Origin of the sequence: Alteromonas sp. KUL106 (assembly GCF_009811415.1) — a bacterium.
Classification (GTDB): domain Bacteria; phylum Pseudomonadota; class Gammaproteobacteria; order Enterobacterales; family Alteromonadaceae; genus Alteromonas.
In genome coordinates this window covers 44839-71275 of record NZ_BLIG01000010.1, presented here as the reverse complement: position 1 = coordinate 71275, position 26437 = coordinate 44839, and the positions used below count along the sequence as shown (strand labels likewise).

Below are 26437 nucleotides of genomic sequence, written 5' to 3'. Positions count from 1 at the left end.
CCTTCAAGCAAAGTCGAAAGGGGGTTGCGTTGAGACATCTCTCACGAAATCGTGAGAATTAAGCATCTGCGAGAGTTCTTGCTTTTGCTCATCAGAGAGCGCCAAACGTGGCAACACACTTACCATCATTAGCGACAAAGCATGATAGCGCTGCATGGCGCTATCCATATGACTGTTTAATTCATCGAATTGGCACGACTGCGTAATAATCAGGGACATCAAATCTACCAGTAGTGCTATATCCGCTTTTGTTGCAATGAGTGCTTCTTGCTGTGATAACGCGTCAAAAAGAAAGGCCAGCTGTTTATTTAAGCTTGAAAGTATGTGCTGGCGAGGACGAACTATGGGGGGGTACTTCTCAGCCAAATCTGCCGGGCTGCGATAAAAAAAACGGAAGACGTGAATGCTATCAACAAGCAAAAACAGGTAATACATGATCTCTTCAGGATGAAGTGTATCAAGCTTTTCTCTATTCAAGAGCTTATGCATTTGTTGCTCATGCATTTTCATTAGCGCACTTACGATGCTGTCTTTACCTTTAAAGTGGTAATAGAGGTTTCCTGGACTGATATCTAATTCCAACGCGATGTCTACACTGGTTACAGTGTTTTCACCGTGTTCATTGAACAAGGTAAGCGCAGTGAGCAGTATTTTTTGCGCTGTCTTCATAATTTCGTCCAGACCTTTTCGTAGAATGTGGAATATCGAGCGTGCTGCGAAACATCCACCAGATAAACTTCACTACATAAACACAAGATAAAGCTGTGCGACTCCAGCCACCATACCTAAAATAGCCCCGGTTACGATGAGTTTCCACTCATCTTGTTGATAGGCGGGCCGCAATACCCCTTCAAACTCTTCAACGCTGAGCGCCTGCATTCGTTCGCTTAAGTCGTGCCCGACTTGCAACGCATTGTTCGCGTAATCAAACGCATAAAGCAGGTATTTATCTGAATTATCAAAAATTTGGCGTACTGCCAGCGCTTTCATCTGGTGATAGTTTTCTGAACCAACGCCCAGTGCAAAATAGGGTTGAGCAATGGCTACATAGCGCTCTATGGCGTCATTAACATGAAGCTCAATGAGCTCTAAGAGCTGAGCAGAACCTGAACCATGCAGAATGACGTGGGTGATATTTTTGGGCGTGATGAGCTTTTTCTCTATGATATCCGAGTAAACTTCTGACACCTCTTTCTGGCGCTTTAAAAACATGCCTTGGATCGTTATTGGTCCAAGTTTTATTGGTCGCTTTGGTTCAAAAATAATTTTTATCGCAATCCAGTTCGTCGCATACCCTACCAATAGACCACCCAGTGGCAATATCCACCAAGCTTGGTAAAAATACCAAAGCAACATAGTGGGTAAACCAAAAAGGAAACCAAAGTAAAAACCTGAACGGACAATAAACGGAAACTCTTTGCTACCCGCGGTAAGGAATATCTCGTTAACGAGCTCTGGCGCACTCACTAGCTGCTCTACAACGAGCTCTTTGATATCTAAAATTTCAGAGACATTGTGTTGGAAATCGTCCACCATTTTGTGAACTACATTAGGAATGTCATTTTCTATTCGCTGATAAACAAGGTTCTTACCTTGAACAGGAAGCGCAGCCCACAGCTGTGGCGCTGATTCGGCCATGACGTCGTTGACGACTTTACGAATAACCTGGCCTAAACGCCTTTCGATTGCCTTGGTAAGTTCATCAGCATCAAGCCGCTGAGCTAACTCTTCGACACTAAGTAACTTACCTAAAACCAGCTCAACTTCAATCTCCGCCATCTGACGACGTTTTGCAGGAATCAGCCCTTGCCATCCAAAAATAGGTTTTACGCCCACAAATTCGATTGGATAAAACATCATTTTTACCGCCAAGTAGTTAGTCAGCCAGCCAACTATGGCGCTAATCAAAGGAATTGATAGCAAACTCAGGGTTTCAAGGTTCCATTCCATACTACAAGTAAGGTTCCAGTTTATTCTTCTCATTGTCAGGCTACTGAGTGCTTACGAAATGGTCAACGTAAAAAATGAAATAACTTTGAATTGTTGATTGAAAACAAGTGAGTGAAATTTCAAAAGAAAGCAAAACATCAGAGTTTCACAGCAGAATGACGTGTTAAGTACAGGTATTAGGTGGTGAATTCTAAATAATGCGAATAGACTTGAAATATTATGTTTTTTGCGACCTTCATTCGGTTTCGTATTTCATAGTTGTACACAAATTCAGTATGCAGAACGCAAGGTCACTATATTGTTGTTATCTACATCTCCGTAGCTAGCAACAAATAATCTTGCTAGTTCAATATTTTAGGTATTTATCATGGCAGTAATAGATTTGCGGTTAAAGAAACTAGAACATGATATGGAGCATGCGAATAATTATGAGGAATATGAAGCCGCATGTTTAGCTCACGATGCGCTATCCGGCGCTGAAGAGTGGAAAGCCAAAGACGAAAGCGATGATTACGATTACAAGCTCATTCGCAAACGTGTTCAGCGTCTTCAGTTAGCCCGAGGTAAGGGCGACTTGCACGCTTTGATGTCGATACTTCACGAAGGGCTTCACGGTAATTTAGGTAACATAGCAAACCCCGTACTATTAACCCAATGTAAGATTGGTACTAAATATCTCGTTGAGCAATTCATTGATGAGGTAACGCAGGCCCTAGAACAAATTTTTCACGCCGACGAGCAACATGTAGATTTTTACGAAAAGCTGTCCTTCTTTGAGGAAACGGCCCACGCCTTTGGTCGAAGCTGTCTGATGTTGTCAGGTGGAGCCGGTTTAGGCTTCTTTCATGCAGGTGTTGTAAAATCGCTTAATGAAAAGAGCCTTCTGCCCACTGTGGTTTCTGGCTCGAGTGCAGGGTCAATTATCGCAGCAATGTTGGGCACGCGAGATCAAGACCAGCTGCAAGAAGCACTCAGTGCTGAGTTTATTTACGAAACGTTCAAACACTGGCGAAGCTTTGCGGGACTCGGTAAAAAAGGATTATTTGATAGCTCTGTGTTGGAGAATGCCTTAATTGAGCTTTTCGACCTTACCACCTTCGAAGAGGCATTTAAGAAAACGGGGAGACACATTACGGTAACCGTATCACCCGCAGATCTTCATCAACATTCACGGTTATTGAATGCCAAGACTTCGCCGAATGCTATTATTACCCAAGCAGTCAGAGCATCGTGTGCTGTACCCGTTATCTTCAGTCCAGTTCAGCTGCGTGCAAAGACGCCGAGTGGTGACATCGTGCCTTACATTCCAAACCGACGTTTTGCAGACGGTTCACTGATGGCTGACCTTCCCTTTGAACGCCTCGCAAGGCTATATGGCGTTAACCACAGTATTGTCAGCCAAACTAACCCTTTAGCTGTGCCTTTTATCTCGGCAAACCGTATTGATCCCAATTCAGTTTGGGATATGTCGGCTCGCCACATTGGTCAGCTTGCTAAAACAAACAGTATTTTTGCCATCGATATTATCGAACGTTTAACACGGAATAAAAGCGCAAAGCTGGCTATTCACAAAGTACGTTCTATCATTGATCAGCAATATGTTGGCAATATTAATATTCTACCCAAGCGACAAATTAGAAATTTATCGCACGTGTTATCTAACCCGACTCGCGAGAGTATTGCGCAGTTAATTGTTAGTGGAGAACGAGCGTCATGGCCGCAACTCCATGTTATTAAAAGAAATACCAAAATCAGTGAAAAATTACGGTATCATTTAGCTCAACTGAAGAAACGTGAGGCGGTAGAGTTAGGTCATGTGGTAAGATAAAACGTGAGCTGAACTGTACAGCCTGGAACTGCTCGAAAAAAGAAGCGGCAACTCGTAGCATCAAATTAAAGGATAACGGTGAGCGCACAAAGCCAAAACCCTGATAGCATTTACACGCAACAAGTAAAACAACTCATTAATATGATATCACCTCTAGAAACTGGCTATGGTTCAGTCTTTGAGGATGCTCGCCATTATTTTTCTCTCACTCCCTCCCTCGAAAATCATATTGAAGATTTAAAAGTCGAACTGAAAAAGATAAAGGGCAACAAGCAAAAAGAGATCCTTTGTGATCAGCTCACAAAGCAGATAAAAAATAGCACCGAAAAATTAGAGGAAGAACGTCTTTCAAGGCTTGAGCGTCTTGACGCTGTATGCAATAAAATAATTGCGCTGAGCGAAGGGGAAAATTGGCAAGAAACCCAACAACAAAGTGCTAAGCTACTCGGCACTCTGATGCTGCTTACGCCTGGCGCCCAGGGCAATTTTGCTCGTGTTCACACGCGATTTAAGCCCCTGTACAAAGCCGTATTGACGTTGCGATTGGTCGACCGTCTGTTGGACCACGATAGCATAGCTCACAAATATCTCTCCAAGTACCGTGAGTCGTCGTCTCGTTTTCGCGGAAACCGTTACTGGCAAGAAAAATGGAAAGTGGAACTTGGTCGCCCCCTTATTGCCGCAGCACTTCTTCAAGATATTGGCTTACAGAGCCCTGCTGCACTGACGATTTTAAAAGGCGAAAACGGCGATTTAGATGAGTTTCGTTTATTAGAAGAGTCACAGAGAAAAGATCTTCTTAAACTCAATTATCACTTCACGCTTAAATATCTGAGCGAAGGATTAGGTATCCCTAATTATGTTGGAGATATAAAAGAGGAAAGAGACAGGTTTACGTTGGTGCATAATGAAGCGCATGAATTTTTGCTAAACCTGGTTAAAGACGCTTTTGTTTCCAAAACCGGGTTGGGCGAGATTGTTAAAATCCCTCAGATTTACGTTTCAATTGTGCTTTCCACTAAATCAGATTACTCGCGTTTGGGGTTACCAAAAGGCTATTTGCTTATTGAGCAGTTGGCGAAAAAGAACGGGTTAAATAAACAACTGTCACATGATTTTATTGATTTAGTCGGATACTTTCCGCAGGGTTTTGGTATTACCTTCATACCGGAGAATGAAAACGGTCAGGAAAAAGACCAGTATGAATATGCTATCGTGACTGGACTTAACCCGGCAAATCCCGCCGAGCCATTGTGTAAAGTCGTAACACGAAACCAAAAGTTTATCACCAGTGGCGCTCACGAGATTATTCCAAAGAGCCGAAATCTCTATTTCCCTGCAAACAGGAAAAAGCTCATGCGCCTAGGTAAAGAGAAATTGCATGAAATCATGAGCCAACTTTCTAACAATTTCACGCCGGATGAAATCGACAATCTGGTGCCTAGTTTCTGGGAGCCTTATGACTACTTCGGCTTTAAAAAGCATCAAAATTTGTGGGCGAAAAACAAATAGGGTAAGTCAGTATACCAGTCCGCATAGACTCACCCTATTTACACAATCACCTATCTTTTAACAGATCCGTTAATCGTTTTTCTTTGTCTCTTCAGGCGACTCGCTGTTGCCAGAGCGGGTCGCTTTTGCAGCGGTGGCTTTGGTCGCTGCAGTGCTTTTTCTTGTCGCCGTCTTAGCCGCAGCACTTTTACTCGTGTTTGAACTCGCCGCTCTCTTACTCGGTGCCGTCGCTCCCGCAGCTGACGCTTTCGTCGTAGACGCAGTCGTTTTTCTCGCACGAGGCGGCTTGGTGGCCGAGCCAGCGCTTGATGATTTGTCTGTCGTAGCCGGAGTTGTCTCGACGGTCTGTCTTGCTTTGACCTGCTTCGCTGCTTCTTTTGCTGCTAAAAGGGCGACTTGTTCGACCAGCAAATCCACCTTCGCATTAAGCGCCTCTAACTGTTGCTCTTTTTGTTGGCGCTTTTGCCCCCCAGAAAACACTGAAAAAAGTGGCGTGGCACTGACAAATTTCTGCGCAGCGTTGACCATCGCAAAAGGGTTTAGCGTTTTTCTTAATTCACTTTCAACTTCAAGGCCTTTGGCCTGCATAGCGTTGATGGTTTCATGAGTATCATCAATTTTCTGGCTGACCACACCTGCTGCCTGATCAAGCTTAGCAGATATGAGGTCTGTACCCGCATATAGCCAACCAAATAATGGAGATGATTTTAAAGGTGATGTAGCTGTATCCGCAGACGCTATTGATGCGTTGTCTGTGGTAGCAAGTGGCTTTGTATTTGGATTACTTTTGTTGCTCATAACGCCTCCGTAGTGGAGATTCAGTAAGCATGACAGCAACAGTAAAAAACTTACAAGGCGCAAAGGTAAGTAGCCCTGTATGTCGACTTTCGCTATTTGTAAAAAGCGGCGCTGTCACTCAATTTCACTTAAGCCAATAGCACTAAACGCGTGCTAAAAGTTTACATGCGCAATGGGCACCCATAGGATGCCCAAAAGGGAGAACGAATTATTTGTTAGCAGCTAATTTTGCTACTGCTTCAGTCAACGCGTCAATTTTAGCTGAAAGTTCTTCAATACGTTGGTCAGCTGGCTCTGAGTCAAGACCTAGCTTCTTACGTACATCTGCAACACGGTTTTCAACTTCATTAGTCGTAGACTTAACTTTGCTTTTCGCGTCTTGTTCTAATGATTCGCCTTTCGTTACAAGCTCGTCAAACATTTTGTTTGCTTCTTCGCTTAACTTCTCGTAACGCCCCTGCGCTTCTTCAACGCTTTTACCATAAGCGCCTAGGCCTGCTAACCAAATTTTACGCGCCATTTCTTCGGCATCGTTAATTTTGCCTTTAATTGTGTCAGTAGTAGTCATGTTTCAGCTCCTATGAATGCTAAATGAGAGTGTGTTTCAACACCATGACTAGACTTTACGCCTAACAATTAGAATCCGCATACTAAAAACACAAAAAAATAAAAAAGCCCGAAAAGTGGTCACTATTCGGGCTTTAAGACAAAAGGTAGATTCAAAAAATCAATACCAAATTAGAGCGGTACACCTGCTAGATGCAAAACAAAGGCGTATTCAAGCGCTGTTGATTCGAAACGCTTAAAGCGCCCTGACGCGCCGCCGTGGCCCGCTTCCATATCCGTCTTAAACAGAAGTAGGTTGTCATCTGTTTTATACTCCCTGAGTTTCGCTACCCATTTCATGGGCTCGAAGTATTGCACTTGAGAGTCATGTAGACCGGTTGTCACCAACATGTGTGGGTATTCTTTTGCTTCAACTTGATCGTAAGGTGAATACGACAGCATATAGTCAAACTCAGCTTTATTCGCTGGATTACCCCACTCTGTATATTCACCGGTTGTCAGCGGAATAGACGCATCACTCATGGTGGTAACCACGTCGACAAAGGGCACATGTGCACTAACCCCTTGGTACAGTTCTGGCGCCATATTTACCACCGCGCCCATTAGCAGGCCACCCGCACTGCCACCCATGGCAAATACGCGGTCTCCATCAGCATACTGTTGAGCAACCAAGCCTTTCGTTACGTCAATGAAATCAGTAAACGTATTCATTTTTTGATGCATTTTACCGTTCTCATACCATTCACGCCCGAGCATTTGCCCCCCGCGAATGTGAGCAATAGCAACCACAAAACCTCTGTCTAATAGCGAAAGCCAGCTGCTTCTAAACGTAGGGTCAATAGTTGCGCCATACGATCCATAAGCGTATTGGTATAGCGGATTAGTGCCGTTTTTCTTGAATTTATCTTTACGATAAACCAATGAAACTGGAACCTTTGCACCATCTCTTGCTTCTATCATTACTCTCTCAGAAGCATAAGTAGAAGAATCAAACGTGTCAGATACACGGGTTTGCTTCATTACCTCACTGTCGAGGGTATCTAAATTAATATCGATGATTGAACCTGGGGTCGTCAGAGAACTGTAATATATTCTGAGTTTATTGGTATCCATTTCAGGGTTTGCATTAAAATACGCACCATAGATTGGATCTTGTGTTGGAATGACCTGCTCTTCATTTGTGGTCAAATTGTGTACCACCATGCGAAGCATGCCGTTTTCTTTTTCTTTAACCACTAGATGGTTTTTCATTAGCTCAATGCTTTGTAGAAAAACATTTGGACGATGTGCAACCACTTCTTCCCATTTCGAAACATCATCGGTGGCGTCAAGCGGCGCTTTCATAACTCTAAAGTTCTTGGCGTCGATATTCGTCAAGACGTAGTAACCGTCTTTCGCTTTAGCAACGCTGTACTCTCGCCCGTCTTCTAACGGCAGAAATTCCCGTGTCGGCGCGGTGGGATTGTTCGCGTCGATCACAGTAACACCCGTCTTATCTGTATTTTGATGGAGGATATAAATAACGCTATCGTCTTTGCTCTTACTGATAGACGTGTAAAACGTTGGATCAGTCTCCTCATACACCAACACGTCGTCGCTTTGCGAGCTACCTAATTCATGGCGATAAACCTGATAGCCTAAAAGGGTTTGAGGGTCTTTCTTAACATAGAAAAGATGCGTGTTGTTGTTCGCCCAGACGACGCTGCCCGAGGTTCCCTCTAAAACATCGCCGAGCTTTTCATCGCTCTTTATATTTTTCACGTAAATGGTGTAAATACGACGGCTAAGCGTATCTACTGAATAAGCCATCAACGCGTTATTTTCGCTTATTGCATATGAGCCAATACTAAAATAATCGTGTCCTTTCGACATAACATTTGCGTCAAGCAACACTTGCGGCTCAGCATCAAGCGAAGGCTTTCGTAAATATACAGGGTACTCGTTTTCCCCAGAGTAGCTTGTATAGTACCAAAAGCCATTGTCTAGCACAGGAACAGTAGAGTCGTCTTTTTCGATACGAGACACCAACTCTTCGTAAAGCGTTTCGCGGGTACTTTTAAGTGGCGCGAGCACTGTCTCAACGTAGTTGTTTTCTTTTTCTAGGTGAGCCAAAACCGCTTCGTCAGTGCGAGTATCGTCTCGCATCCAGTAATAGTTATCAACTCGTGTAACGCCATGCGCTTCCATTGCATAAGGCACTTTTTTCGCCAAGGGAGCAGGCATTTCGATATTAAGCATGGGGGTTGATAAAGCATTTTCTGGCATTGTTTTGGGAGTTTCAGTGTTGTTGTCAACGCCACAGCCTGACAATAGACTACTCGTGACAAAGGTTATCCATAAATATTTCATTTTTCTTCCTATGTAATCGCTGTTTTATCAAAGCGTGTTCGCGACATGTTAATATTAGAAAAAAAGACTTACCAACGCATCAATTCCCACTAAACTCAATGAAACAGTGCCTGTTTTGATATCGAGTATACATAACCAAGAGGTTGGCGCTAGCAATTATCAATGCGGATTGGTTTTACTCCTCCTCTAAAAGGCGAGAATATATTACAAAGAAAAAACGCCGCATGCTTTAAAAAGCGATGCGGCGCGTGACTCGTTCTATACAGTGTTATTTACTTGCTTTCAAAACAACGAAATTTGACCGGATTTGTGTGTTTGATGGCCAGCTAAAACGCCACAAGGCCCACAGTACGAAAAACTAGTCGACCAAGTCTTTTGGCATTTCATCACGAATAGCAGACCACACTTTGCCACTCTCAATACCATAGTTTCTCACTACGACTGGCACTTTTTCATACGCGCCGTTCTCCGCAACATTTAACAAATCTGCATAGTATTTATTTGCAACATCCCGCGCTTGCTGATGCGAGAAAAAGTAACCGCCGATACGCGAGTATAGACCGCGGAAACCGTTCATCATAAGTACAAACACGTTATTGTTAGATGCCAATGCTAAATCGTGTGTCATTTGATAATCGAACTGGGCAAACGCCAACCCTTCTTGCTCAACGTCTTTGTATCGAGCAATAATTGCGGCAGACTCTTGAGGATTGTTTCTGATAGCGCCTCGGATAAACACTGCGCTTAAATTGGTACGCGCTGCCAGCAAATTATCGACCAGTTCAGGGATCCCTTCTTGATCTAATCGGGCAAGGGTTTCTAGTATATTTAGCCCGCACGTCTCCCAAAAGTTATTTACTTTTGTGGGTTTACCATGCTGAATGGTTAACCACCCATCGCGGGCCAAACGCTGAAGCACTTCACGCAGCGTCGTTCTCGTTACACCTATCAACTCAGAAAGTTCTCTTTCTGCAGGCAAAATGGTGCCAGGTGGAAATCTTCCACTCCAAATAGATTCAACAATATATTCTTCGGCGAATCCAGCTGGACTCTGTGCCTTATAAATCATAACTAATCGCCTGCACGTTATTGTTATTTTGTAACTGATTGTACCAGATGCTCTTTTATTATCACAATGAATTATGCTCGGTCTACTAAAGCTTTTAACAAATCATTAAAACTAAAGTGTTATTTCAGCGATCTTAAACATCGTTTTGTACATTTAATGTGCGAAACTGGTCTCATTTACCTATGTCACAGCAATCATCATTAAAAAAGTGATAAATATTCAGTAACTTTCAGAGGGTGGGGTCTGTGAATTGCTTTCTCAAGACGTTAATATCATGTACGCTTAATTTCCGACTATAATGACAGCAGCAAAACTATGGTGAGGCGAACTTTATCCCGCCACTCCGGTAGTTTATGCAATGCAATAACCGGAACTACACAGTGTAAAGATACGCAAAAATGCGTGCTTTGTTGTAAAAGGAACAGGAACTCATGCAAACTTCAATGATCGCGGCGATCTATAAGAACTTCCTGGGACATGCGCCCGACTGGTATAAAAAAACCATCATTGCCTTTCTCATTGTTAACCCTTTCATCTTTATGGTGGACCCTTATATTGCTGGCTGGACACTTGTTATTCAGTTCATTTTTACACTGGCAATGGCATTGAAGTGTTACCCACTTCAGCCAGGCGGCCTTCTTCTCATAGAAGCCATGTTTATTGGTATGACCTCGCCAGGTCATATGATGCACGAAATAGAAGTTAATTTAGAAGTGTTGCTACTGCTCGTATTTATGGTGGCAGGTATTTACTTCATGAAAGACTTGTTGATGTTCCTTTTCACGAAACTTGTGATTAAAGTGAAAAACAAACTTGTCCTTTCCTTGGCGTTTATCTTCGCTTCTGCATTTTTGTCAGCCTTTTTAGATGCATTAACCGTAGTCGCGGTAATCATCAGCGTTGGCTTAGGTTTCTATTCTATTTATCACAAAGTCGCTTCTGGGAAAGAGTTTCACTCTGAACACGACCACACCAGTGATGACGAGCTAGGAAGTCACGACCTAGAAGATTTCAGAGCATTCTTACGAAACCTTATGATGCATTCGGCAGTAGGTACCGCATTAGGTGGCGTTATGACAATGGTTGGCGAGCCTCAAAACCTGATCATTGCCGACAAAGCTGGCTGGGACTTCGTTGAATTCTTCATTCGAATGGCGCCGGTGACTTTGCCTGTTTTTATTTTTGGTTTGCTTACCACTGTTGTATTAGAAAAGACCGGTTTGTTTTCCTACGGTGCCAAATTACCCTCAGCAGTAAGACAAATATTGGTCGACTATAACGATCATATGGACAAAGGCCGCAGCAAGCGCGAAAGTGCCAAGCTTGTCGTTCAGGCACTCATTGGAATCTGGTTAATTGTAGGTCTTGCTACACACATGGCATCGGTAGGCTTAATTGGATTGTCAGTTATCGTTTTAGCCACGTCAATGAGCGGTGTTATTGAAGAGCATGCGTTAGGCAAAGCGTTTGAAGAGGCCCTGCCTTTTGCGGCACTATTATGTGTTTTCTTCGGTGTCGTTGCGGTAATTATTGACCAAGGTTTATTCCAACCCGTTATTCACTGGGTATTATCATTTGAAGGTGAAACACAAATGGTAATGTTCTATCTTGCCAACGGCGTACTCTCAATGGTGAGTGATAACGTGTTTGTTGGTTCGGTTTACATCACTGAAGTAACGGCCGCTCTTCAAGCTGGTCAAATCACTCGTGACCAGTACGATATGCTTGCAGTAGCCATTAATACAGGAACTAACTTACCCAGTGTTGCAACACCAAATGGTCAGGCAGCTTTCCTGTTCTTACTTACTTCAGCAATCGCGCCACTACTTCGCTTGTCGTATGGACGAATGGTTATGATGGCCCTGCCTTACACTTTAGTGCTTACCATTGTCGGCTTATTAGCGACCTATATTGGACTTGCTGACGCAACACAAGTGCTTTATGACATGCATCTCATTGAGCACCACACGGCTGTTGAACCCGGCGCGCAAGCGGTAGGTCACTAATCTATGCGTGGTATCATTCACAGCATAAGCCATTGGGCAGAGCACAAGTCTTCGTGGCTTGTGCTTTTTGCAACGTCTCTCGCATTAGAAATTGCAGCGCTATATTTTCAGTACGGTATGGGCCTAAAGCCCTGCATTATGTGTATTTATCAACGTACAGCAATGTATGGCATTGTGATTTCCGCATTAATTGTGCTGATAAAAAACAATGGCTTCACGCGTATGCTCGGCTTTGCAGGTTGGGCAGTGTCAGCGGGATGGGGCTTTTTGATTGCCAAAGAGCATGTAGGTATCCTTAACGCAGCTAACCCTTTCTTCGCCAGTTGTGAAATAGTGCCTAACTTTCCGGCTTGGTTACAACTCCACGAGTGGCTGCCCGCGGTATTTGCTGCAGAAGGTGATTGTTTAGAAGATTCGTGGCAGTTTTTATCAATGGGTATGGCCGAATGGATGCAGATAATTTTTGCTGCGTACTTTGCGGTATTTGCTCTTGTGTTCGCATGTCGATTACTGGATAAAAAACCCTTTTGATCGACTTATCAATTTTGCCTTCTCGCTTGCCTTCTATTCATACTGAGCAAGGCCCAATCTCTATTCAGCGCATAGCAGAAAAACACTGCGATGCGCTTTGTGAGGCTGGTCAGCAATCCATTCATCATGTCAAACCTTGGTTTGGTTCAGCAGTATGCCCGGTAACACCTGCGCTATCTAAGCAATGTATTTCCAGTATGGAAAAGGCTCGGGAGGCAGGTTATGGTCTTACTTACCTTCTCATACACAACGACACGTGTTTAGGCATGGGTATAATCAACCATATTCACCATACTCATCTGACAGCTAATCTTGGATATTGGTTAAGGCCTGACGCTTGCGGCAAAGGGCTCGCTACCGCAATTTGTGAAGCGCTAAAAAAGCTTGCCTTTTCACAGATGAACTTACACAGGCTAGAGTGTTTTATTGAGCCAAATAACAAGGCAAGTATTCGTGTGGCGGAGCGTATTGGCGGTATAAAAGAAGGGTTATGCCGTAAACGTGTCTTCGGAAGAGATGCGCTACTTTACGCACTTACGACGTGACGAACTTTACATCAAGAATCACGCTTAACGTCGCCAATGACCTGAAAATAGGGTGTGAAAGCCGAAACAAAACACACCCCATCTACGTTTCTACCTAGAAAGAGTAAATGAACCCGGTGTAAGCGTACATGGCGTTACCGGGATACGCACCAGTTTCCAGCGCTTTACCTTTTACAAGATAAGCACCACCTAACTCGAGTGCTAGTGGTGCTAGCGCTTTATAGCGCCAGCGAAACTCGAACTGGTGACCTAGAAAATCGTCTTCGCCCTCAGCCACTCTATGCAGCCACAGTCCCTTGTAACCAGCCATAACAGCGTGCGCAGCGTTAAGGTTTGTGACTATTCTAAGCCCGGGGGCCAAAATATTGCTTCGAGGAAAGGATTGATACGCGTCTGTAGGGCCAAAATCGAATCGGCGTAACCCATAAAGAGAGTCGAAAGCCCGAATGGTATTGTCGGAACTATTATCATCACCACTTGCAGCATCAATTTCAGCTCTTACAAACGTGCTATCACTGATTTGTTTGCCAACGTGACCGTGAACCATCCATGCCGTTACGTCTTTATCGTCGATGTCTAACGTCGATGCAGACTGTCTAGCCTGACCTGTTTGACCTATTGCCTCTACGTTGTATTTCCACTTTGTCAAAAAAGTTTTTGAATAGTCTACTGATAATGTATATAAATCGCGATCCTTGGTAGCAAGCTCATGCGAATCGGATTCTTTTAACCAGTAGCTATGTATTTTCCAAGCATTATCTTGTGACTCAGCATAAACACCAAAAAACTTTCGATTACTGAAACTTTTATCAAAAGCGCGCTTGTTATCATCAATTGATGCTGCATCCAAAGGGAAACGAGAAACCGGTAATAAATAGAAGCCACGGAAATGCCAACCAGACCAATTTGCATCCACTAGCGCACCTTCGAAGGTGTTCGTTGCATTTCTAAATCGCGTGCGCCCTATCAAGCGCCGACTGCCGTGATCAAGCGTTACGCGCCCTATGGTCACACCGTCAAGGTACTTGCTTATTCCCTTATAGGTAATATAAAACTGAATAGGCTCAAGCGTATTAACCTGAGAAGACGTAAGGGTTGGGTCATTTTCGTCTAGGTAAGCCCGAGAATCTTCTATTTCTGCAACTGCCTGCCAATTTTGATAGACCGCTTCGCCTTTTAGCCGGATGCGGGTAGATAGTCGCTCATTAGTTTGGGGGCGAATGTCCTCTCGGGTAGGAAAAATAGGGTTATTCAGCGTTTCATAACGCGCCCTTACCGAACCGCTGACATTGACGTTAAGGCCTTCAGCATTTATTGGCATGGCTAGACTTGTTATGGCGACCAATAAAACCGACGCCATAGCGCTCAACCTTTTCATCTATAAGCCTTGTGTAAATTAGATAAAAAAACAGCGCAAGAGTATAAACTAGGTGCGCAAGTACTGTTCATGCTCTTTAGTCTAAGATTGCATATGCAGCAATTTTTTTGAAGGACACAATGTTGTACCACTATGCCCTAGGCTTAATCTAAATCTTCGAGAGGCCAGATAGCGATGTAGTCTTCAAAATTATTGAGATCTACATCTGACTCAAACACGGTTTTATTGCGCACCGACATCCCTTTCGCATGCATTACGTGCTTTTTACCCTTGTTGAGCAAAGGATGCCATGAAGGTAGCCCCCTTCCCTCATAGAGTCTTCGATAGGCGCAGCTGTTTGGCATAAAGAAGATATCTTTAAGGTTCTCTTTCGTCAGTTTAACGCAATCAGGTACAAGCTCTGTTCGTCTTTCATATTGAGTGCACTCGCACTTTTTTGTGTTTAAATATGAGCAAACGATGTTCGTATAATGTATTTTCTCGTTATCATTGATGTGATCAGTAACTTCGTATTCCTCGACGGCATCATCATCAATAAACTTTTGCAGACAGCATTTTCCGCAGCCATCACATAGTGACTCCCACTCATTTTGAGTCATCTCTTCCAAAGATTTGGTTTCCCAAAACGCAACTGTCATTCTGCGACTACCTCTGTGTTGACGGTAAGATAATTTTCTAGCGATGCGATAACGGTGTCAGAGGGCATTAACTTGCCCACCCCTTTAGGTGTCCCGGTTAAAATCACATCCCCGCAGTCAAGGGTAAATACAGAAGACATATGAGCAATAAGCGGAATGATTTTGTGGAGCATTAATTCCGTATGACCTTTTTGTCGAACATCATCATTTATCGTTAAACTAAACCGTAAATCATCAAGATTATCGACTAAGTGAAAAGGTATAAAGCCAGACAATGGCGCGCTGTTGTCAAATGACTTTGCCCTTTCCCAAGGTTGACCTTGTTTTTTCAATGCTGCTTGGACGTCGCGAAGAGTAAGATCAAGACCTAACCCTATCCCCCAAATTGCGGCCTTTGCTTCGTCTTCACTGGCGTTTTTTAACGGTGACTTCAGTAAAACTGAGACTTCTAGTTCGTTGTGACACTCCCCTTTATCGGTGGGGATCACAATATTATCGTGCATGTGACACAGCGCCGCTTTGGGCTTCATGAAAAGTAAGGGCGCTTCGGGCACGGCAGAATGCATTTCTTGAATATGATCAAGGTAATTGCGACCAATGCAAACCACCTTAGTAACCGGTAATTCAATCTCGTTACCTTGCATATCAATATGATAATAAGGCATCAGTATCCTCGCTTTATTCGTTCAGAAAGATAACCAACAGAAACGCCAAAATACGACGAGCGGTTCCACTTCATCAGTGTATGGAAATTATCATACACCAAGTAAACCCGCCCTTTTTCACCGTCAGGCATGATAAGCGAGGCATCGATATCAACATTGGGAAGTTCGCTTCCATCGAAACGTGTTACGCCCTTTGCTTTCCAATAGGACAGCGGCTTCATGTTGGCTTTGGCTAACCCCGATATCGGCACTACGCGAGAAAGTTTGACTTGCCTACCCCACGTGCCCTCAGAGCTCCATCCTTCAGATGACAGGTAGTTTGCAATAGAGGCAAAAACATCGGCTTCGGTGCCCCAGATATCTTTCTTGCCATCGCCATTATAATCTACAGCGTAATTAAGAAACGAAATAGGCATAAATTGCGTCTGCCCCATAGCACCTGCCCAAGAACCTTTCAGAGTATTAACGTCAGCATGCCCTTTATCTATGATTTCCAATGCAGCAAAAAAGTTGTCTTTAAACAGCTTTTCTCTGCGCCCTTCATACGCTAGGGAAGCCAACGCAGACAGCACACTATAATTACCCTGAATTTTACCAAAGTTCGACTCATTGCCCCAAAGGGCCACTATAAATCTAGCTTGAACACCATATTCGCCAGCAATTTTATCAAGTAAGGCTTTGTGTTTATTATACTTTTCAACCGCTTGTTTGACTTTCCAATCCGGGACCCGCGAAGCTAAGTAGTCATCAAGTGTTATCTTTTTCTCTGGCTGGTTTTTGTCAGACGTTACGACGGTAGGTCTAAACGTAATCGCGGCAAACGCCTCATCTAATTTGCCTTTGTCTATCCCCTTATCAAGGGCTTCTTCCTTTAACTTGGCCACGTAAGCTATAAAGCCTTCTTCAGTGAGATCGTTCTGAACGTTCGCTTGCGCCGTGCCTTGAAGCAATAATGCAAACAACATCACAATACTTGATAAAGGCGAAGAAAGGTTACGTTTTCGAGAATTGGGCGCGAAGGTTTTTCTCAATCTCACTTTTTTAAGATAAATAAACGAACAATTTACTGCATTAAATAACATAACTATTTAAAACTTTTTATCAGGCATTTTAGAAAGCCCTAATGACTCTCTATGTGTTTCGAGGAGGTTTTCTTCTTTTGGCGGCACCTGAAGATAGAACCCTTTATCTTTAAGCTCATCAACTAACTTTTGTTTATCAACGACACCTAAACGCTCGTGCTTATCTAATGCAAGAATGGTCACTAACTCTGGACGACCAAACATATCCATAAGCGGCTTTGGTACATCCTCAAAATGGTCTTTCTTAGGCACATACAAATACATGCCCTCTTTTTTTCTTGTTTTATATACAGCGCATAACATAAGTTTTTACTCTCTTCGCGTTAGACTGAATGTGTTTAAACGTATGATTACTTTACACTATTGGGATGGAGCATCGCCTAGAAGTCGTTCAACATGAGGACGAAACAAAGGCTCTCTCCACGTAGAAAGCACATCGGGTTTTAGGCCCTGAACACGCGTTTCGTCCACCGAAAACCAGTACCATTTAAGCAGCTGATTCAACTGCTTTTTAGAGGCTATTACGTCAGCATTAACCCCATTGTCTTTTGCAATTTGTTCGCTAATATCTTTGAGCTCAGCAAGTGTCTTTTTATATTTAGCCACATCGATAAGTCGCAATACGACAGGCAACCTAAGCTTTTCCGGCGTTTGAGCATACTTTGCCCTTGCCTCTTCAATCAGCATGATGATGGTATCGCCATAACGCCTGACCGACTGGTGGTTCACGCCATTAATTCGTGACAGAGCAGATTTGTTGTCTATGAGTCGCTGCGCGGCTTCAAACAAGTGCCCTTCTTTAAAAACAAAATTTAGCGCTAAGTCTTTCTTTCTTGCCATATTCAAGCGCCAAGCAGCCAAAGCCTGTAGTACGGTAAGTTGCTCACTGTTCAGGCGCCAATTGTTCTTTATACTCAAATAAGCAAAGTCTTCGGGCATTTGTGCGCGCTTTTTTTGTACTAACAAATCTATCTCTTGATAAATCCAGTGTACCTTGCCCATTTCCTGCACTCTAATTGCGAGCTGTTGGTAACATGGAAGTAGATAAAGTACGTCGTTAGCAGCATAGCTAAGTTGGGCCTCCCTGAGCGGTCTGGCTAACCAGTCAGTGCGCGATTCGCCCTTGTCTAAGGCAATATCGCAGAGAAGCTCCACCAGCTTGGCATAGCCTAGGGAGGGGCCCATGTCCAACATACTTCCTGCTAACTGAGTGTCAAACACAGGTGTTGGTACAGTATCAAATGCGGTTAAGAAAGCTTCCATATCTTCTGAACATGAATGAAGCACCTTAACCACTTCTGTATTTTCTAACAGCGCGATAAATGGCTGCATATTGTCAATGGCAAGCGGGTCGATAAGCACAAGCTGGTGCCCATCATAGAGTTGAATGAGTCCTAAATGAGGCGTGAGTGTTCTTGTTCTTACGAACTCGGTGTCTAAAGCCACAGCCTCTTGACGCTGCGCAGCTGAGCACACCTTATCTAATTGTTCAAATGTCGTAATTAATTGATATTGCATATTTTTGCACAGTAATAAAAAAGCCGGCTAACGCCGGCTTTCACAAAACTATTTCAAAGAAATTAGTCTCGAAGCTCCCGACGCAGAATTTTACCTACATTGGTTTTGGGTAAGTCGTCTTTGAAAACAACTTGCTTAGGCACTTTATAACCCGTTAGGTGGTTACGGCAGTGCGCGATAACGTCTTTTTCTGTCAGCGAGTCATTGTTCTTAACCACAAACAACTTAACAACTTCGCCACTGACTTCATGGGGAACCCCAACGGCTGCAGCTTCAACAATGTTTTCATGCATTGCAGCTACTTCTTCTATTTCGTTAGGAAACACGTTAAAACCTGATACTAGGATCATATCCTTTTTACGGTCAACAATATAGAAGTAACCTTCATCATCTACCGTTGCTATATCGCCGGTAGCGAGCCACCCATCTTTTAGAATGTCGTCTGTCGCTTCAGGACGGTTTAAGTACCCCTTCATCACTTGAGGGCCTTTTACCCACAATTCACCCGGCTCACCTTTTTCGACAGGGTTACCATCATCATCGAGAAGTTTGATATCCGTCGATGGAACGGGCATACCGATAGCGCCTTTGTAGGCTTCAATTTGAGGTGGGTTTACCGCGACAACGGGTGAGCACTCAGTCAGTCCGTAACCTTCCAGAAGTACTGTACCAGTGACTTTTTCCCATTTCTCAGCAACCGGACGCTGAACGGCCATACCGCCGCCTAAACCAAACTTAAACTTACTAAAATCTAGTTCGTCGAACCCTGGAGTATTTAGAAGCCCATTAAAGAGTGTGTTTACACCAGGGAGAATGGTAAATGGGTACTTACTTAACTCGTTAACAAAAGCAGGCATATCGCGAGGGTTTGTAATCAGCAAGTTACGGCAGCCATATTTCACGAACATGAGACAATTCGCCAGTAACGCAAAGATATGGTAGAGCGGAAGTGCGGTGACAACGAAGTCTTCACCTTCTTCAATAACCGTTTCGAGAATACCTGACACCTGTTCGAGATTGGCCACCATATTGCGGTGCGTGAGCATTGCGCCTTTCGATACTCCTGTCGTTCCACCGGTATATTGAAGAAACGCTAAATCGCCACTCTCAATTTCAGGACGCTTATATTCTAGAGACTCGCCCTTTTTAACCGCAGACATGAACGAAGTAGTCTCAGGTAAATTAAACGAAGGCACCATCTTTTTGACGTATTTGACGACTGCGTTAACTATCCAGCGTTTAGGTGCTGGTAACATGTCACCAAGCGCGGTTAAAAAGACCTCTTGTAGATTGGTCTCTGCAATAACCTCTTCAAGGGTACACGCGAAGTTTTCAACGATCACAATGGCTTTGGCATTGGCATCATTAAGCTGATGCTTCAGTTCACGGGCGGTGTATAGAGGATTAACATTAACAACAACCATTCCAGCGCGCAAAATACCGAACATGGCGACCGGATATTGAAGTAGGTTAGGCATCATGATTGCCACCGCGTCACCACGCTTCAATCCGCTTGCTTGTAAATAAGCAGCAAACTGCGCCGACAAAACATCTAGCTCGTCAAACGTGATTGAATGCCCCATGTTAATGAAGGCTTCTTTATTTTTAAACTTTTTTACTGACTGCTCGAAAATGTCTACTACAGATGCGTAACGATCGGCATCAATTTCTGCGGAAACGCGAGGGTCGTAATGCTTAAGCCAGGTTTTTTCCACCAAAACCTCCTCTACTTTATTCTTATACTATTTGATGAACGCATGGGGAGCCGCGTTCACGTAACTGGTCTGATAACTTGCGAATAGTATAGGAAGTGTAAAAAAAAATAAACGGTACAATTTACAATTGCTCAACAAATTGACGTATTAGTACCCCTATATCGTCAGTATTTTCCATGTGAATGTGGTGACCGCCTACAAATTGCGCGAACTGTGCATTTAAGAACCATTCTTTTCTTTTTGGAAAGACACTGTCGAGCTTTTTGAAACTGTTAGAAGCACCAATGAAAAGTACCGGACATACAATAGCACGCATCAGCGATTCTGCCTGTTTTTCTGTAAGCCTTAATGTCGATTTTGTGCGAAGTCTTGGGTCACTAGACCAAAAACAATGCCCACCTGCATCTTGCGTTAGATTTCTCGCTAGAATTGAACGCGCATGTTCCTCGGGGATATCTGATATTTTACATCTTGCTTTCACCGCGTCGTCTAAATCGACCAGACGAAGTTTATTGCGAGATTTACCGTGACGGCTAATTATTGCCTCACGCATCTGCGATGGCGTTGTCTCTTCTGTTTCAGTAAGTGGTCCACATGCATCAATGCTAATTACTGCTGATACTTTTTCTGGAAACAATGCTGCAAACAAACTTGCCAAAATTCCGCCAAGAGAGTGACCCAATAAAATGACGTCGTCCCACCCTTGAGATTCAATCAATGCATAAAGGTCTTGCAGGTAGTCAGCTTGATTGTAATGCGCTCCAGCGGCTCTGTGACCTGAACGACCGTGCCCCGCAAGGTCGAGCGCTATAAAACGATGACGTTGTAAATACGGAGCCAATAATCTTAGACTTTCAGCATTGTCCAAAAAACCATGAAGCCCGATAACGACTTTACCGCCTCCTTCATTGTCCAACGCAGCTAACGTGAGAGGACCAACATTAAATTCTGTTTCAATCATAGCGTTCCCTTCGGCAAACAGTTGCCGCTCTATTCCATCTTTGTAAGAGTAAAACAAAAAAGGCGGCAATAATATGCCGCCCCCTGCCAAATCTATTATTTCCTTTGCTGGTCAGTCTGATTGCCTGAACGCGTCCCTCTGCTCTGAGGTTTAGGGTTTTCTTTCCTCGGGCTCGGCATTACGGAACGACTTGGTGCGTTACTGTAGCGAATAATACGGGTGTGGTTAAACCCAGGGTGTCCCCACCCCCAATTTCGCCACCCAAACGGGTGATAAAATGGGCCCATTCCCCCCCAGAATGGAGAATACCACCCGGTGAAATTATTAAACGCAAACGTATCCATATGGTAAACATCGCGGTCCCGCCACATATGGTAATCGTCAGCAACGATAGTGGGGTAAATGTAGGGCTGCTCTCCTACCATTCCCATTGTAGGAGCAGTAATCGTACCCAGAAAAGTTGCTGAACGCCCTTCTTCGAATACGATAGGGTCAACAAAGCCGTCAATTTGTACTTTAAACCGGCCTGAGGTTTCACCACTTGTGCCAGGCTTTCCATAGTGATTTAAGGGAAAATGGGCGAGTTCGATAAAGGTTTTGTCGGGTTTATTTTCTACACCGACAATCAGACCGCCCCAGCGCGCTTTTTGCCCCTGCGCATTGGCCCCCGACGTTACCGCCTTTGAATAGCTAACTAATTGAGTTCCTTCCGGCACATCAATGCTGTCGGGCACAATGGAACAGCCCGAAAATAAGAAGACTGTAAGTAAAACTAAATAACGAGACATTAAAGCGCTCCTTTAAACCCTTAAAAAATGCTGCACTCTTACTGCACTTAATCAAAGCAAACCTTGAATTTCACTATAAAAAGCGGTGAATTTTCTTTAGCAAATTTACAGGTAGTTTTTCGTATCTCTTTAACTTGAAAAGAAAAACACGCACAAGCAATCTAAACATTAGCATTAATACGATGTGACAACCACTGTCGTTCAATGACAATTACACTAACACCAGATTTACTGATACTTAGAGAGAGTTTTCAGATATTTGTTCAACGATGAAATGGCATTTAAATAAAATGTAATACCAATCCGGTATAAGCTTCACGTTGAAAGTAGGTGTGGCAGGGTCTGCACCATCGAGGTTTGAGCAACGTTTATAGTGAACGTTATAAAAGCTGAGTTTTAAGCGTAAATATCAACGCCGAACATCGATTGAATGGACTCTCGCTGCGCTTGTTTCTCAAAACTGGTATAAGAAGCGATAGCGTTTTGCGAATAATTTTTGCCGTCCTCTCTAATGAATTGCTGATAGGCTTTCGCATTGTCTGTGCCCTGTTGATCGGGCGCGACAACAATCGCCCTAGCAGACGATTCCCCTTGTCCTTTGCTCTGTTGCTCAGGATCTTTATTAATCTTTGCTACTCGACCTTGAGACGGCTCAGAGGACGGTAAAGCGAAACTGTTGTTAATAATCATACGTCATTTTCGAGGCAAATTTTATACCACATACGACAATATCGGAGCGCAGTCGCACTGCAACTCCGCTTTTTAGATTATTCTCTTCCGGGCAACTTTTTCCACGTCACTTTATCTCGAAGATACACAGGCTCAACATTGATCGCATCGAACACATCATCCGCTTCATGCGCTTTAAAAGCGAGACCAAGCATAAATTCTGCGTTAGGGAAGCAAACACCCTCACCTTTTTCCAAAGAGGCGTTTGAACGCCACTCACTTAGCGCTTCATAAGCACTCCAACCTGTGCCTGCAGTCACAACATTGTCACTCGGCTGTGGGTCCAACGCATTAAGTTGCTCTATAGCTAACTCTGGCGAACAAACCTGCTCACCAACGATTTGGCATAGACCGTGTGGTGTTTGAGAATACACAGCAAAGTAAACTTCATCCATACGTGCATCCGATGCTACAGCGATAAGTGCACTTTCATATTCACCTTTGTGCACAGTCTCTATCGCCATGGCTTCAAGTGTACTTATACCTGCAACCTTCAGACCTGTGCCCAGTGCCAAACCTTGGATCATTCCAGTCGCTATGCGAACGCCGGTAAAACTGCCTGGGCCTCGCCCAAATGCAAGTAAACCTAGGTCATTTAACGTGATATTCGCTTCTTTCAACACCTCGTCGACCATAGGAAGTAAACGCTGACTATGCTGCTGCGGGCATATTTCAAAGCGGGTAATGGTACTCCCCTTGTATTGCAGTGCTACTGAACACGCTTCGGTTGCCGTATCTATCGCTAAAATATTCATGTATGTCTCTTGTATTGTGTACCTATCTTCGACTTCTGCTTTTGTTCATAGAAAAGGCGATATCTAGGACGTTAACTTAGGCCTCATCAATGCCGGCTAAAAATTTTTCCACTTCATCTAGGCTTCTTGTACGTTTCATATCGGGCAAACTTCCCACAAAAGTTTTGGCATATGGTTTCGTGACTAAACGATTGTCACAAATAACCAGTACACCTTTATCTGAGGGATCCCGAATTAAGCGCCCCGCGCCTTGCTTTAGCGTGATAACAGCCTGTGGGATCTGAATAACGCCAAATGGATTGGCCCCGCGTTTTTTCACATCTTCCATACGCGCTTGAAGCAGTGGATCATCGGGTGATGCAAAAGGAAGCTTATCAATCATAACGCAGACAAGATCGTTCCCTCTTACGTCTACGCCTTCCCAAAATGCGCCGGTCCCCATCAGCACCGCTTTTTCATCAGCTAAATAGGCGTCAAGCAGCGCTTGTTTTGTCGTTGTGCCCTGTACAAGCAATGGATTATCTATTTCATCCTCTAGCTTCTGGGCGATTTCTCTTAACATGGCGTGGCTGGTAAAAAGGAGGAAACATCTACCACGGCTTGCTTTTATCAGTCGCTTGGCCGTTTCAAGCAAGGTCTCTCGCATGGCATAACTATTCGGCTCAGGCAAATAGCGAGGTACACAAAGCATGGCTTGTTCTGGATAATTGAACGGGCTATCTAAGCCTAGTGTTTCTGCATCTTCAAGCCCCATTCGGCGCTGAAAATGGTCGAAGCCGCCGTTAACCATTAAGGTTGCCGACGTAAAAATCCAGCCACGAGGGGGGGAAGATACAAAGCGCCTAAACTTCGCTGCTATCGATAGTGGCGTCAGGTGCATGATTAAATGGCGTTGGGTTGTCTCATACCACAAACTCACATTTTCTTGCTTATTGTCACTTAACGCATCTAACTGCTCTCTTGCCGCGACAACACGCTCGTACATGTTATCTAAGTCTTTATCCCGACCGATATGCAGCTTACATACTTCGTGCAACACACCTAACGCTTCAGCAAGCTTGCCCACCTGCATGCGCACATCGTCACGATCTAATGCTTCAGCCCAATTACCTCGTTCTGCGGTATCAGGAAACAACAGTCGCAAATCAGACGCGATCATTCTACATTTGTCTGCCGCTTTATCTAACTGACCAGCGTCTTTTAGCACCGTTCTAAACAGCAGAGTAATGTCTTTGGCAATATCGTGGATTTGTCTTGTTGAAAGCGATTCGCCAAAGTAATCACTGGCGATATCAGGAATTTGATGAGCTTCGTCGAATATGATTGCGTCAGCTTCAGGAATGAGTTCACCAAAGCCCGTATCCTTAAGGGCCATATCGGCAAAAAACAGATGGTGATTAACCACAATAATGTCGGCATCTAACGCCTTTCTACGTGCTTTAACTAGATAACAATCTTCATAATCGGGACAGTCCCGTCCCAAACAGTTGTCCACAGTAGACGTCACCAGCGGCAGAACGCGTGCGTCTTCTGGAAGGGTCTTAAGCTCGCCCATATCGCCGGTTTTTGTGGTACTAGACCACCGCTTCACTTCTGATAATTGCCCTAATACGTCTTTTTCAACAAGTGTTGAATTCCCGCCATGTTGCGCAAGACGGTGGAGACAAAGGTAGTTTGCTCGGCCTTTTAAAAGCGCAGTTTTGCGCTTGCTGCCTAACGCTTTTTTTACAAGAGGTAAATCACGATGAAACAACTGCTCCTGTAGGTTTTTCGTACCGGTCGATACAATAGCTTTACCATCGCTCAACAGCGCTGGGGCAAGGTAAGCAAAGGTTTTTCCTGTCCCCGTGCCTGCTTCAACAATAAGGCTTCCAGTAGTGTCTATAGCGCGCTTAACCGCCTTGGCCATTTCAGTTTGCGCCTCACGGGGCACAAACCCGTTAATGGTGCTGGCAAGAAGACCATCTGAAGCAAATACATTGTTTATTGTGGGCATGATTTAAACGCTGTCATAACTTTTCTAATTTAAGCCGCGCATTATGCCAAAAAGCCTATTGAATGCCCATCAAAGGTTTACACATTTGTGCCGAGTCTATTTGATGAAAAGATTTTGTCTTGTGGAACAAAAAAATTAGCTTTTTTAACCTTAAAAGTAGGCGCAATATCCAGATCGTCAGTGTTTACACTCAACTATTTTACGAGGTAATTATGAAAGGTTTAGTCTTGATTGGTTTAAGCGCGCTAGCGTTTTCTGTAATAGCAACTGAATCAGAAACTGCCCCAGCGGAGCTTGTTGAAGAATTGACGCAATTCTGTCAAGAAGTGGCTGAAGAAGAAGGCACGAAAGGCAAGCCAGAAGATGTATTTATTCTTGAATGCGTGAACGATGAACTAGAAGCAGAGGGTTACGCTAAGCTTACATCGTTGAACTAATTCAGCGCTACTCTATTTGCATGTAAAAAAGGCCTCGATTAACATGTCGAGGCCTTTTTTCGTTGTTCGATAGATGACTCAGGTCTGCACCACATTCTATATTTTTATATTTGATAGCTTGCTCTGGGACAAACTTAAACGTGATACCTTTTACAAAAAAGAAAGGATAATCAGCGCTCAAAAAACGCGTCTACCATATCAGCTAACTCTTCATCTAAGGCTTCTTCAAACGCGTCTATTTCTATATCAAAACTTGCCAAGTATCTCGCTGCATTGTCGCGGGACAGCGTAGCGTTTTTTATCTGAAACTCTAGCTCAGGCCGTGTTTTGTCGTAGCGTGGTTTAATCGCCCATCGTAAACAATGATTGTGTCTGTCTTTAAGCCTTTTTTTTGCAAAAACACAAAACTCCTCGACATAGTCGGCACCTTGCGGCCCGAGACAGCCCGGTTCAATGCGATACATAACCAGCAGTTTTTTATACAGCGGAAGTTGAGTTTCCATTACTAATTCGCGTAACGTAAAAATTTTATTATCGGTAATGTTAACCGATATATCCAGGCGAGCTTCGAGGTATTTACGTATTTGCACCACCGCTCTCCCGTTGGCGACTGACGAAGG

25 protein-coding genes are annotated in these 26437 nt (G+C 43.9%); 6 read left to right on the top strand and 19 right to left on the bottom strand.

Translation table 11 applies throughout. The features are described 5' to 3' along the window. Positions 1-3: 3 nt before the first annotated feature. Together GVO63_RS04735 and GVO63_RS04730 are read right to left on the bottom strand one after the other, a co-directional pair. Positions 4-669: a TetR/AcrR family transcriptional regulator gene (locus GVO63_RS04735; protein ID WP_159578310.1), complete on the bottom strand. Its 666-nt coding sequence runs from the start codon at positions 667-669 to the stop codon at positions 4-6. Positions 670-741: 72 nt separating this feature from the next. Continuing rightward, positions 742-1950: a DUF445 domain-containing protein gene (locus GVO63_RS04730; protein WP_159578309.1), complete on the bottom strand. Its 1209-nt coding sequence runs from the start codon at positions 1948-1950 to the stop codon at positions 742-744. Between the two features lie 367 nt (positions 1951-2317). Here GVO63_RS04730 and GVO63_RS04725 point away from each other — a divergent pair, with 367 nt between their 5' ends. Both GVO63_RS04725 and GVO63_RS04720 read left to right on the top strand, forming a co-directional pair. After that, complete coding sequence (locus tag GVO63_RS04725; protein WP_159578308.1) at positions 2318-3778, top strand: DUF3336 domain-containing protein; 1461 nt, start codon at positions 2318-2320, stop codon at positions 3776-3778. Positions 3779-3856: 78 nt separating this feature from the next. Next, positions 3857-5290 (top strand): hypothetical protein, encoded by a 1434-nt coding sequence (locus tag GVO63_RS04720; RefSeq protein WP_159578307.1) that lies wholly within the window; start codon positions 3857-3859, stop codon positions 5288-5290. Positions 5291-5359: 69 nt separating this feature from the next. Here GVO63_RS04720 and GVO63_RS04715 read toward each other — a convergent pair whose 3' ends face one another. The 4 genes from GVO63_RS04715 to fadR form a co-directional block, all read right to left on the bottom strand. Then, entirely contained in the window at positions 5360-6088 is a 729-nt protein-coding gene (locus tag GVO63_RS04715) for a hypothetical protein (RefSeq protein ID WP_159578306.1), read from the bottom strand. Positions 6089-6296: 208 nt separating this feature from the next. Beyond that, positions 6297-6656 carry a phasin family protein gene (locus GVO63_RS04710; protein ID WP_159578305.1) on the bottom strand — a complete coding sequence of 120 codons (360 nt, stop codon included), beginning with the start codon at positions 6654-6656 and terminating at the stop codon, positions 6297-6299. A gap of 170 nt (positions 6657-6826) precedes the next feature. Further along, the gene (locus tag GVO63_RS04705; RefSeq protein ID WP_159578304.1) at positions 6827-9004 is read right to left on the bottom strand and encodes a S9 family peptidase; all 2178 of its coding nucleotides are present in this window, start codon (positions 9002-9004) and stop codon (positions 6827-6829) included. 358 nt (positions 9005-9362) lie between these two features. After that, positions 9363-10073 carry a fatty acid metabolism transcriptional regulator FadR gene (gene fadR, locus GVO63_RS04700; RefSeq protein ID WP_159578303.1) on the bottom strand — a complete coding sequence of 237 codons (711 nt, stop codon included), beginning with the start codon at positions 10071-10073 and terminating at the stop codon, positions 9363-9365. A gap of 431 nt (positions 10074-10504) precedes the next feature. Between fadR and nhaB the strand changes: the two genes are divergently transcribed. From nhaB to GVO63_RS04685, 3 genes are read left to right on the top strand one after another with little or no spacing between them, the layout of a single operon-like run. Beyond that, positions 10505-12079, top strand: coding sequence for a sodium/proton antiporter NhaB (gene nhaB / locus GVO63_RS04695; RefSeq protein WP_159578302.1), 1575 nt, complete (start codon positions 10505-10507; stop codon positions 12077-12079). Between the two features lie 3 nt (positions 12080-12082). Then, complete coding sequence (gene dsbB, locus GVO63_RS04690) at positions 12083-12610, top strand: disulfide bond formation protein DsbB (RefSeq protein ID WP_159578301.1); 528 nt, start codon at positions 12083-12085, stop codon at positions 12608-12610. After that, a complete protein-coding gene (locus GVO63_RS04685) occupies positions 12607-13155 on the top strand; it encodes a GNAT family N-acetyltransferase (protein WP_159578300.1) in 549 nt (182 codons plus the stop codon). Before dsbB ends, GVO63_RS04685 begins: the two co-directional genes overlap by 4 nt. 94 nt (positions 13156-13249) lie before the next feature. On the opposite strand, the gene GVO63_RS04680 is transcribed toward GVO63_RS04685, so the two are convergent. The 12 genes from GVO63_RS04680 to GVO63_RS04625 all read right to left on the bottom strand — a co-directional run bounded on the left by GVO63_RS04680 (position 13250) and on the right by GVO63_RS04625 (position 25380). After that, positions 13250-14533, bottom strand: a complete 1284-nt coding sequence (locus GVO63_RS04680) for an alginate export family protein (protein WP_159578299.1) — start codon at positions 14531-14533, stop codon at positions 13250-13252. A gap of 143 nt (positions 14534-14676) precedes the next feature. Beyond that, on the bottom strand, positions 14677-15171 hold the full coding sequence (locus GVO63_RS04675) for a YcgN family cysteine cluster protein (protein WP_159578298.1): 495 nt from the start codon (positions 15169-15171) through the stop codon (positions 14677-14679). After that, complete coding sequence (locus GVO63_RS04670; RefSeq protein ID WP_159578297.1) at positions 15168-15836, bottom strand: fumarylacetoacetate hydrolase family protein; 669 nt, start codon at positions 15834-15836, stop codon at positions 15168-15170. The genes GVO63_RS04675 and GVO63_RS04670 overlap by 4 nt, the downstream gene beginning before the upstream one ends. Continuing rightward, positions 15836-16801 (bottom strand): lytic transglycosylase domain-containing protein, encoded by a 966-nt coding sequence (locus tag GVO63_RS04665; RefSeq protein ID WP_236552060.1) that lies wholly within the window; start codon positions 16799-16801, stop codon positions 15836-15838. Before GVO63_RS04665 ends, GVO63_RS04670 begins: the two co-directional genes overlap by 1 nt. A gap of 123 nt (positions 16802-16924) precedes the next feature. Further along, positions 16925-17221: a YcgL domain-containing protein gene (locus GVO63_RS04660; protein WP_159578295.1), complete on the bottom strand. Its 297-nt coding sequence runs from the start codon at positions 17219-17221 to the stop codon at positions 16925-16927. Positions 17222-17278: 57 nt separating this feature from the next. Further along, positions 17279-18436 carry a ribonuclease D gene (gene rnd, locus GVO63_RS04655; RefSeq protein ID WP_159578294.1) on the bottom strand — a complete coding sequence of 386 codons (1158 nt, stop codon included), beginning with the start codon at positions 18434-18436 and terminating at the stop codon, positions 17279-17281. Between the two features lie 62 nt (positions 18437-18498). Then, positions 18499-20151, bottom strand: coding sequence for a long-chain-fatty-acid--CoA ligase FadD (fadD, locus tag GVO63_RS04650; RefSeq protein WP_159578293.1), 1653 nt, complete (start codon positions 20149-20151; stop codon positions 18499-18501). A gap of 121 nt (positions 20152-20272) precedes the next feature. After that, a complete protein-coding gene (locus GVO63_RS04645; RefSeq protein ID WP_159578292.1) occupies positions 20273-21112 on the bottom strand; it encodes an alpha/beta fold hydrolase in 840 nt (279 codons plus the stop codon). 95 nt (positions 21113-21207) lie between these two features. Beyond that, a complete protein-coding gene (locus GVO63_RS04640; protein ID WP_159578291.1) occupies positions 21208-21900 on the bottom strand; it encodes a Slp family lipoprotein in 693 nt (230 codons plus the stop codon). A gap of 396 nt (positions 21901-22296) precedes the next feature. Continuing rightward, complete coding sequence (locus tag GVO63_RS04635) at positions 22297-22590, bottom strand: hypothetical protein (protein ID WP_159578290.1); 294 nt, start codon at positions 22588-22590, stop codon at positions 22297-22299. Between the two features lie 77 nt (positions 22591-22667). After that, positions 22668-23384: a tRNA (adenosine(37)-N6)-threonylcarbamoyltransferase complex dimerization subunit type 1 TsaB gene (gene tsaB, locus GVO63_RS04630; protein WP_159578289.1), complete on the bottom strand. Its 717-nt coding sequence runs from the start codon at positions 23382-23384 to the stop codon at positions 22668-22670. A gap of 76 nt (positions 23385-23460) precedes the next feature. Then, the gene (locus tag GVO63_RS04625) at positions 23461-25380 is read right to left on the bottom strand and encodes an ATP-dependent DNA helicase (RefSeq protein WP_159578288.1); all 1920 of its coding nucleotides are present in this window, start codon (positions 25378-25380) and stop codon (positions 23461-23463) included. 212 nt (positions 25381-25592) lie between these two features. On the opposite strand from GVO63_RS04625, the gene GVO63_RS04620 reads away from it, so the two are divergent. Further along, on the top strand, positions 25593-25817 hold the full coding sequence (locus GVO63_RS04620; protein WP_159578287.1) for a hypothetical protein: 225 nt from the start codon (positions 25593-25595) through the stop codon (positions 25815-25817). A gap of 170 nt (positions 25818-25987) precedes the next feature. Here the strand turns inward: GVO63_RS04620 and GVO63_RS04615 are convergent, their stop codons facing one another. Continuing rightward, entirely contained in the window at positions 25988-26407 is a 420-nt protein-coding gene (locus GVO63_RS04615; protein ID WP_236552058.1) for a hypothetical protein, read from the bottom strand. Positions 26408-26437: the final 30 nt, after the last annotated feature.

Bases quoted from the DNA above. Each gene is read 5' to 3' on its own strand.
- GVO63_RS04735 (WP_159578310.1), bottom strand. From the start codon at position 669: ATGAAGACAGCGCAAAAAATACTGCTCACTGCGCTTACCTTGTTCAAT.
- GVO63_RS04730 (WP_159578309.1), bottom strand. From the start codon at position 1,950: ATGGAATGGAACCTTGAAACCCTGAGTTTGCTATCAATTCCTTTGATT.
- GVO63_RS04725 (WP_159578308.1), top strand. From the start codon at position 2,318: ATGGCAGTAATAGATTTGCGGTTAAAGAAACTAGAACATGATATGGAG.
- GVO63_RS04715 (WP_159578306.1), bottom strand. From the start codon at position 6,088: ATGAGCAACAAAAGTAATCCAAATACAAAGCCACTTGCTACCACAGAC.
- GVO63_RS04710 (WP_159578305.1), bottom strand. From the start codon at position 6,656: ATGACTACTACTGACACAATTAAAGGCAAAATTAACGATGCCGAAGAA.
- GVO63_RS04705 (WP_159578304.1), bottom strand. From the start codon at position 9,004: ATGAAATATTTATGGATAACCTTTGTCACGAGTAGTCTATTGTCAGGC.
- fadR (WP_159578303.1), bottom strand. From the start codon at position 10,073: ATGATTTATAAGGCACAGAGTCCAGCTGGATTCGCCGAAGAATATATT.
- nhaB (WP_159578302.1), top strand. From the start codon at position 10,505: ATGCAAACTTCAATGATCGCGGCGATCTATAAGAACTTCCTGGGACAT.
- dsbB (WP_159578301.1), top strand. From the start codon at position 12,083: ATGCGTGGTATCATTCACAGCATAAGCCATTGGGCAGAGCACAAGTCT.
- GVO63_RS04680 (WP_159578299.1), bottom strand. From the start codon at position 14,533: ATGAAAAGGTTGAGCGCTATGGCGTCGGTTTTATTGGTCGCCATAACA.
- GVO63_RS04675 (WP_159578298.1), bottom strand. From the start codon at position 15,171: ATGACAGTTGCGTTTTGGGAAACCAAATCTTTGGAAGAGATGACTCAA.
- GVO63_RS04670 (WP_159578297.1), bottom strand. From the start codon at position 15,836: ATGCCTTATTATCATATTGATATGCAAGGTAACGAGATTGAATTACCG.
- GVO63_RS04665 (WP_236552060.1), bottom strand. From the start codon at position 16,801: ATGTTGTTTGCATTATTGCTTCAAGGCACGGCGCAAGCGAACGTTCAG.
- GVO63_RS04660 (WP_159578295.1), bottom strand. From the start codon at position 17,221: ATGTTATGCGCTGTATATAAAACAAGAAAAAAAGAGGGCATGTATTTG.
- rnd (WP_159578294.1), bottom strand. From the start codon at position 18,436: ATGCAATATCAATTAATTACGACATTTGAACAATTAGATAAGGTGTGC.
- GVO63_RS04645 (WP_159578292.1), bottom strand. From the start codon at position 21,112: ATGATTGAAACAGAATTTAATGTTGGTCCTCTCACGTTAGCTGCGTTG.
- GVO63_RS04640 (WP_159578291.1), bottom strand. From the start codon at position 21,900: ATGTCTCGTTATTTAGTTTTACTTACAGTCTTCTTATTTTCGGGCTGT.
- GVO63_RS04635 (WP_159578290.1), bottom strand. From the start codon at position 22,590: ATGATTATTAACAACAGTTTCGCTTTACCGTCCTCTGAGCCGTCTCAA.
- tsaB (WP_159578289.1), bottom strand. From the start codon at position 23,384: ATGAATATTTTAGCGATAGATACGGCAACCGAAGCGTGTTCAGTAGCA.
- GVO63_RS04625 (WP_159578288.1), bottom strand. From the start codon at position 25,380: ATGCCCACAATAAACAATGTATTTGCTTCAGATGGTCTTCTTGCCAGC.
- GVO63_RS04620 (WP_159578287.1), top strand. From the start codon at position 25,593: ATGAAAGGTTTAGTCTTGATTGGTTTAAGCGCGCTAGCGTTTTCTGTA.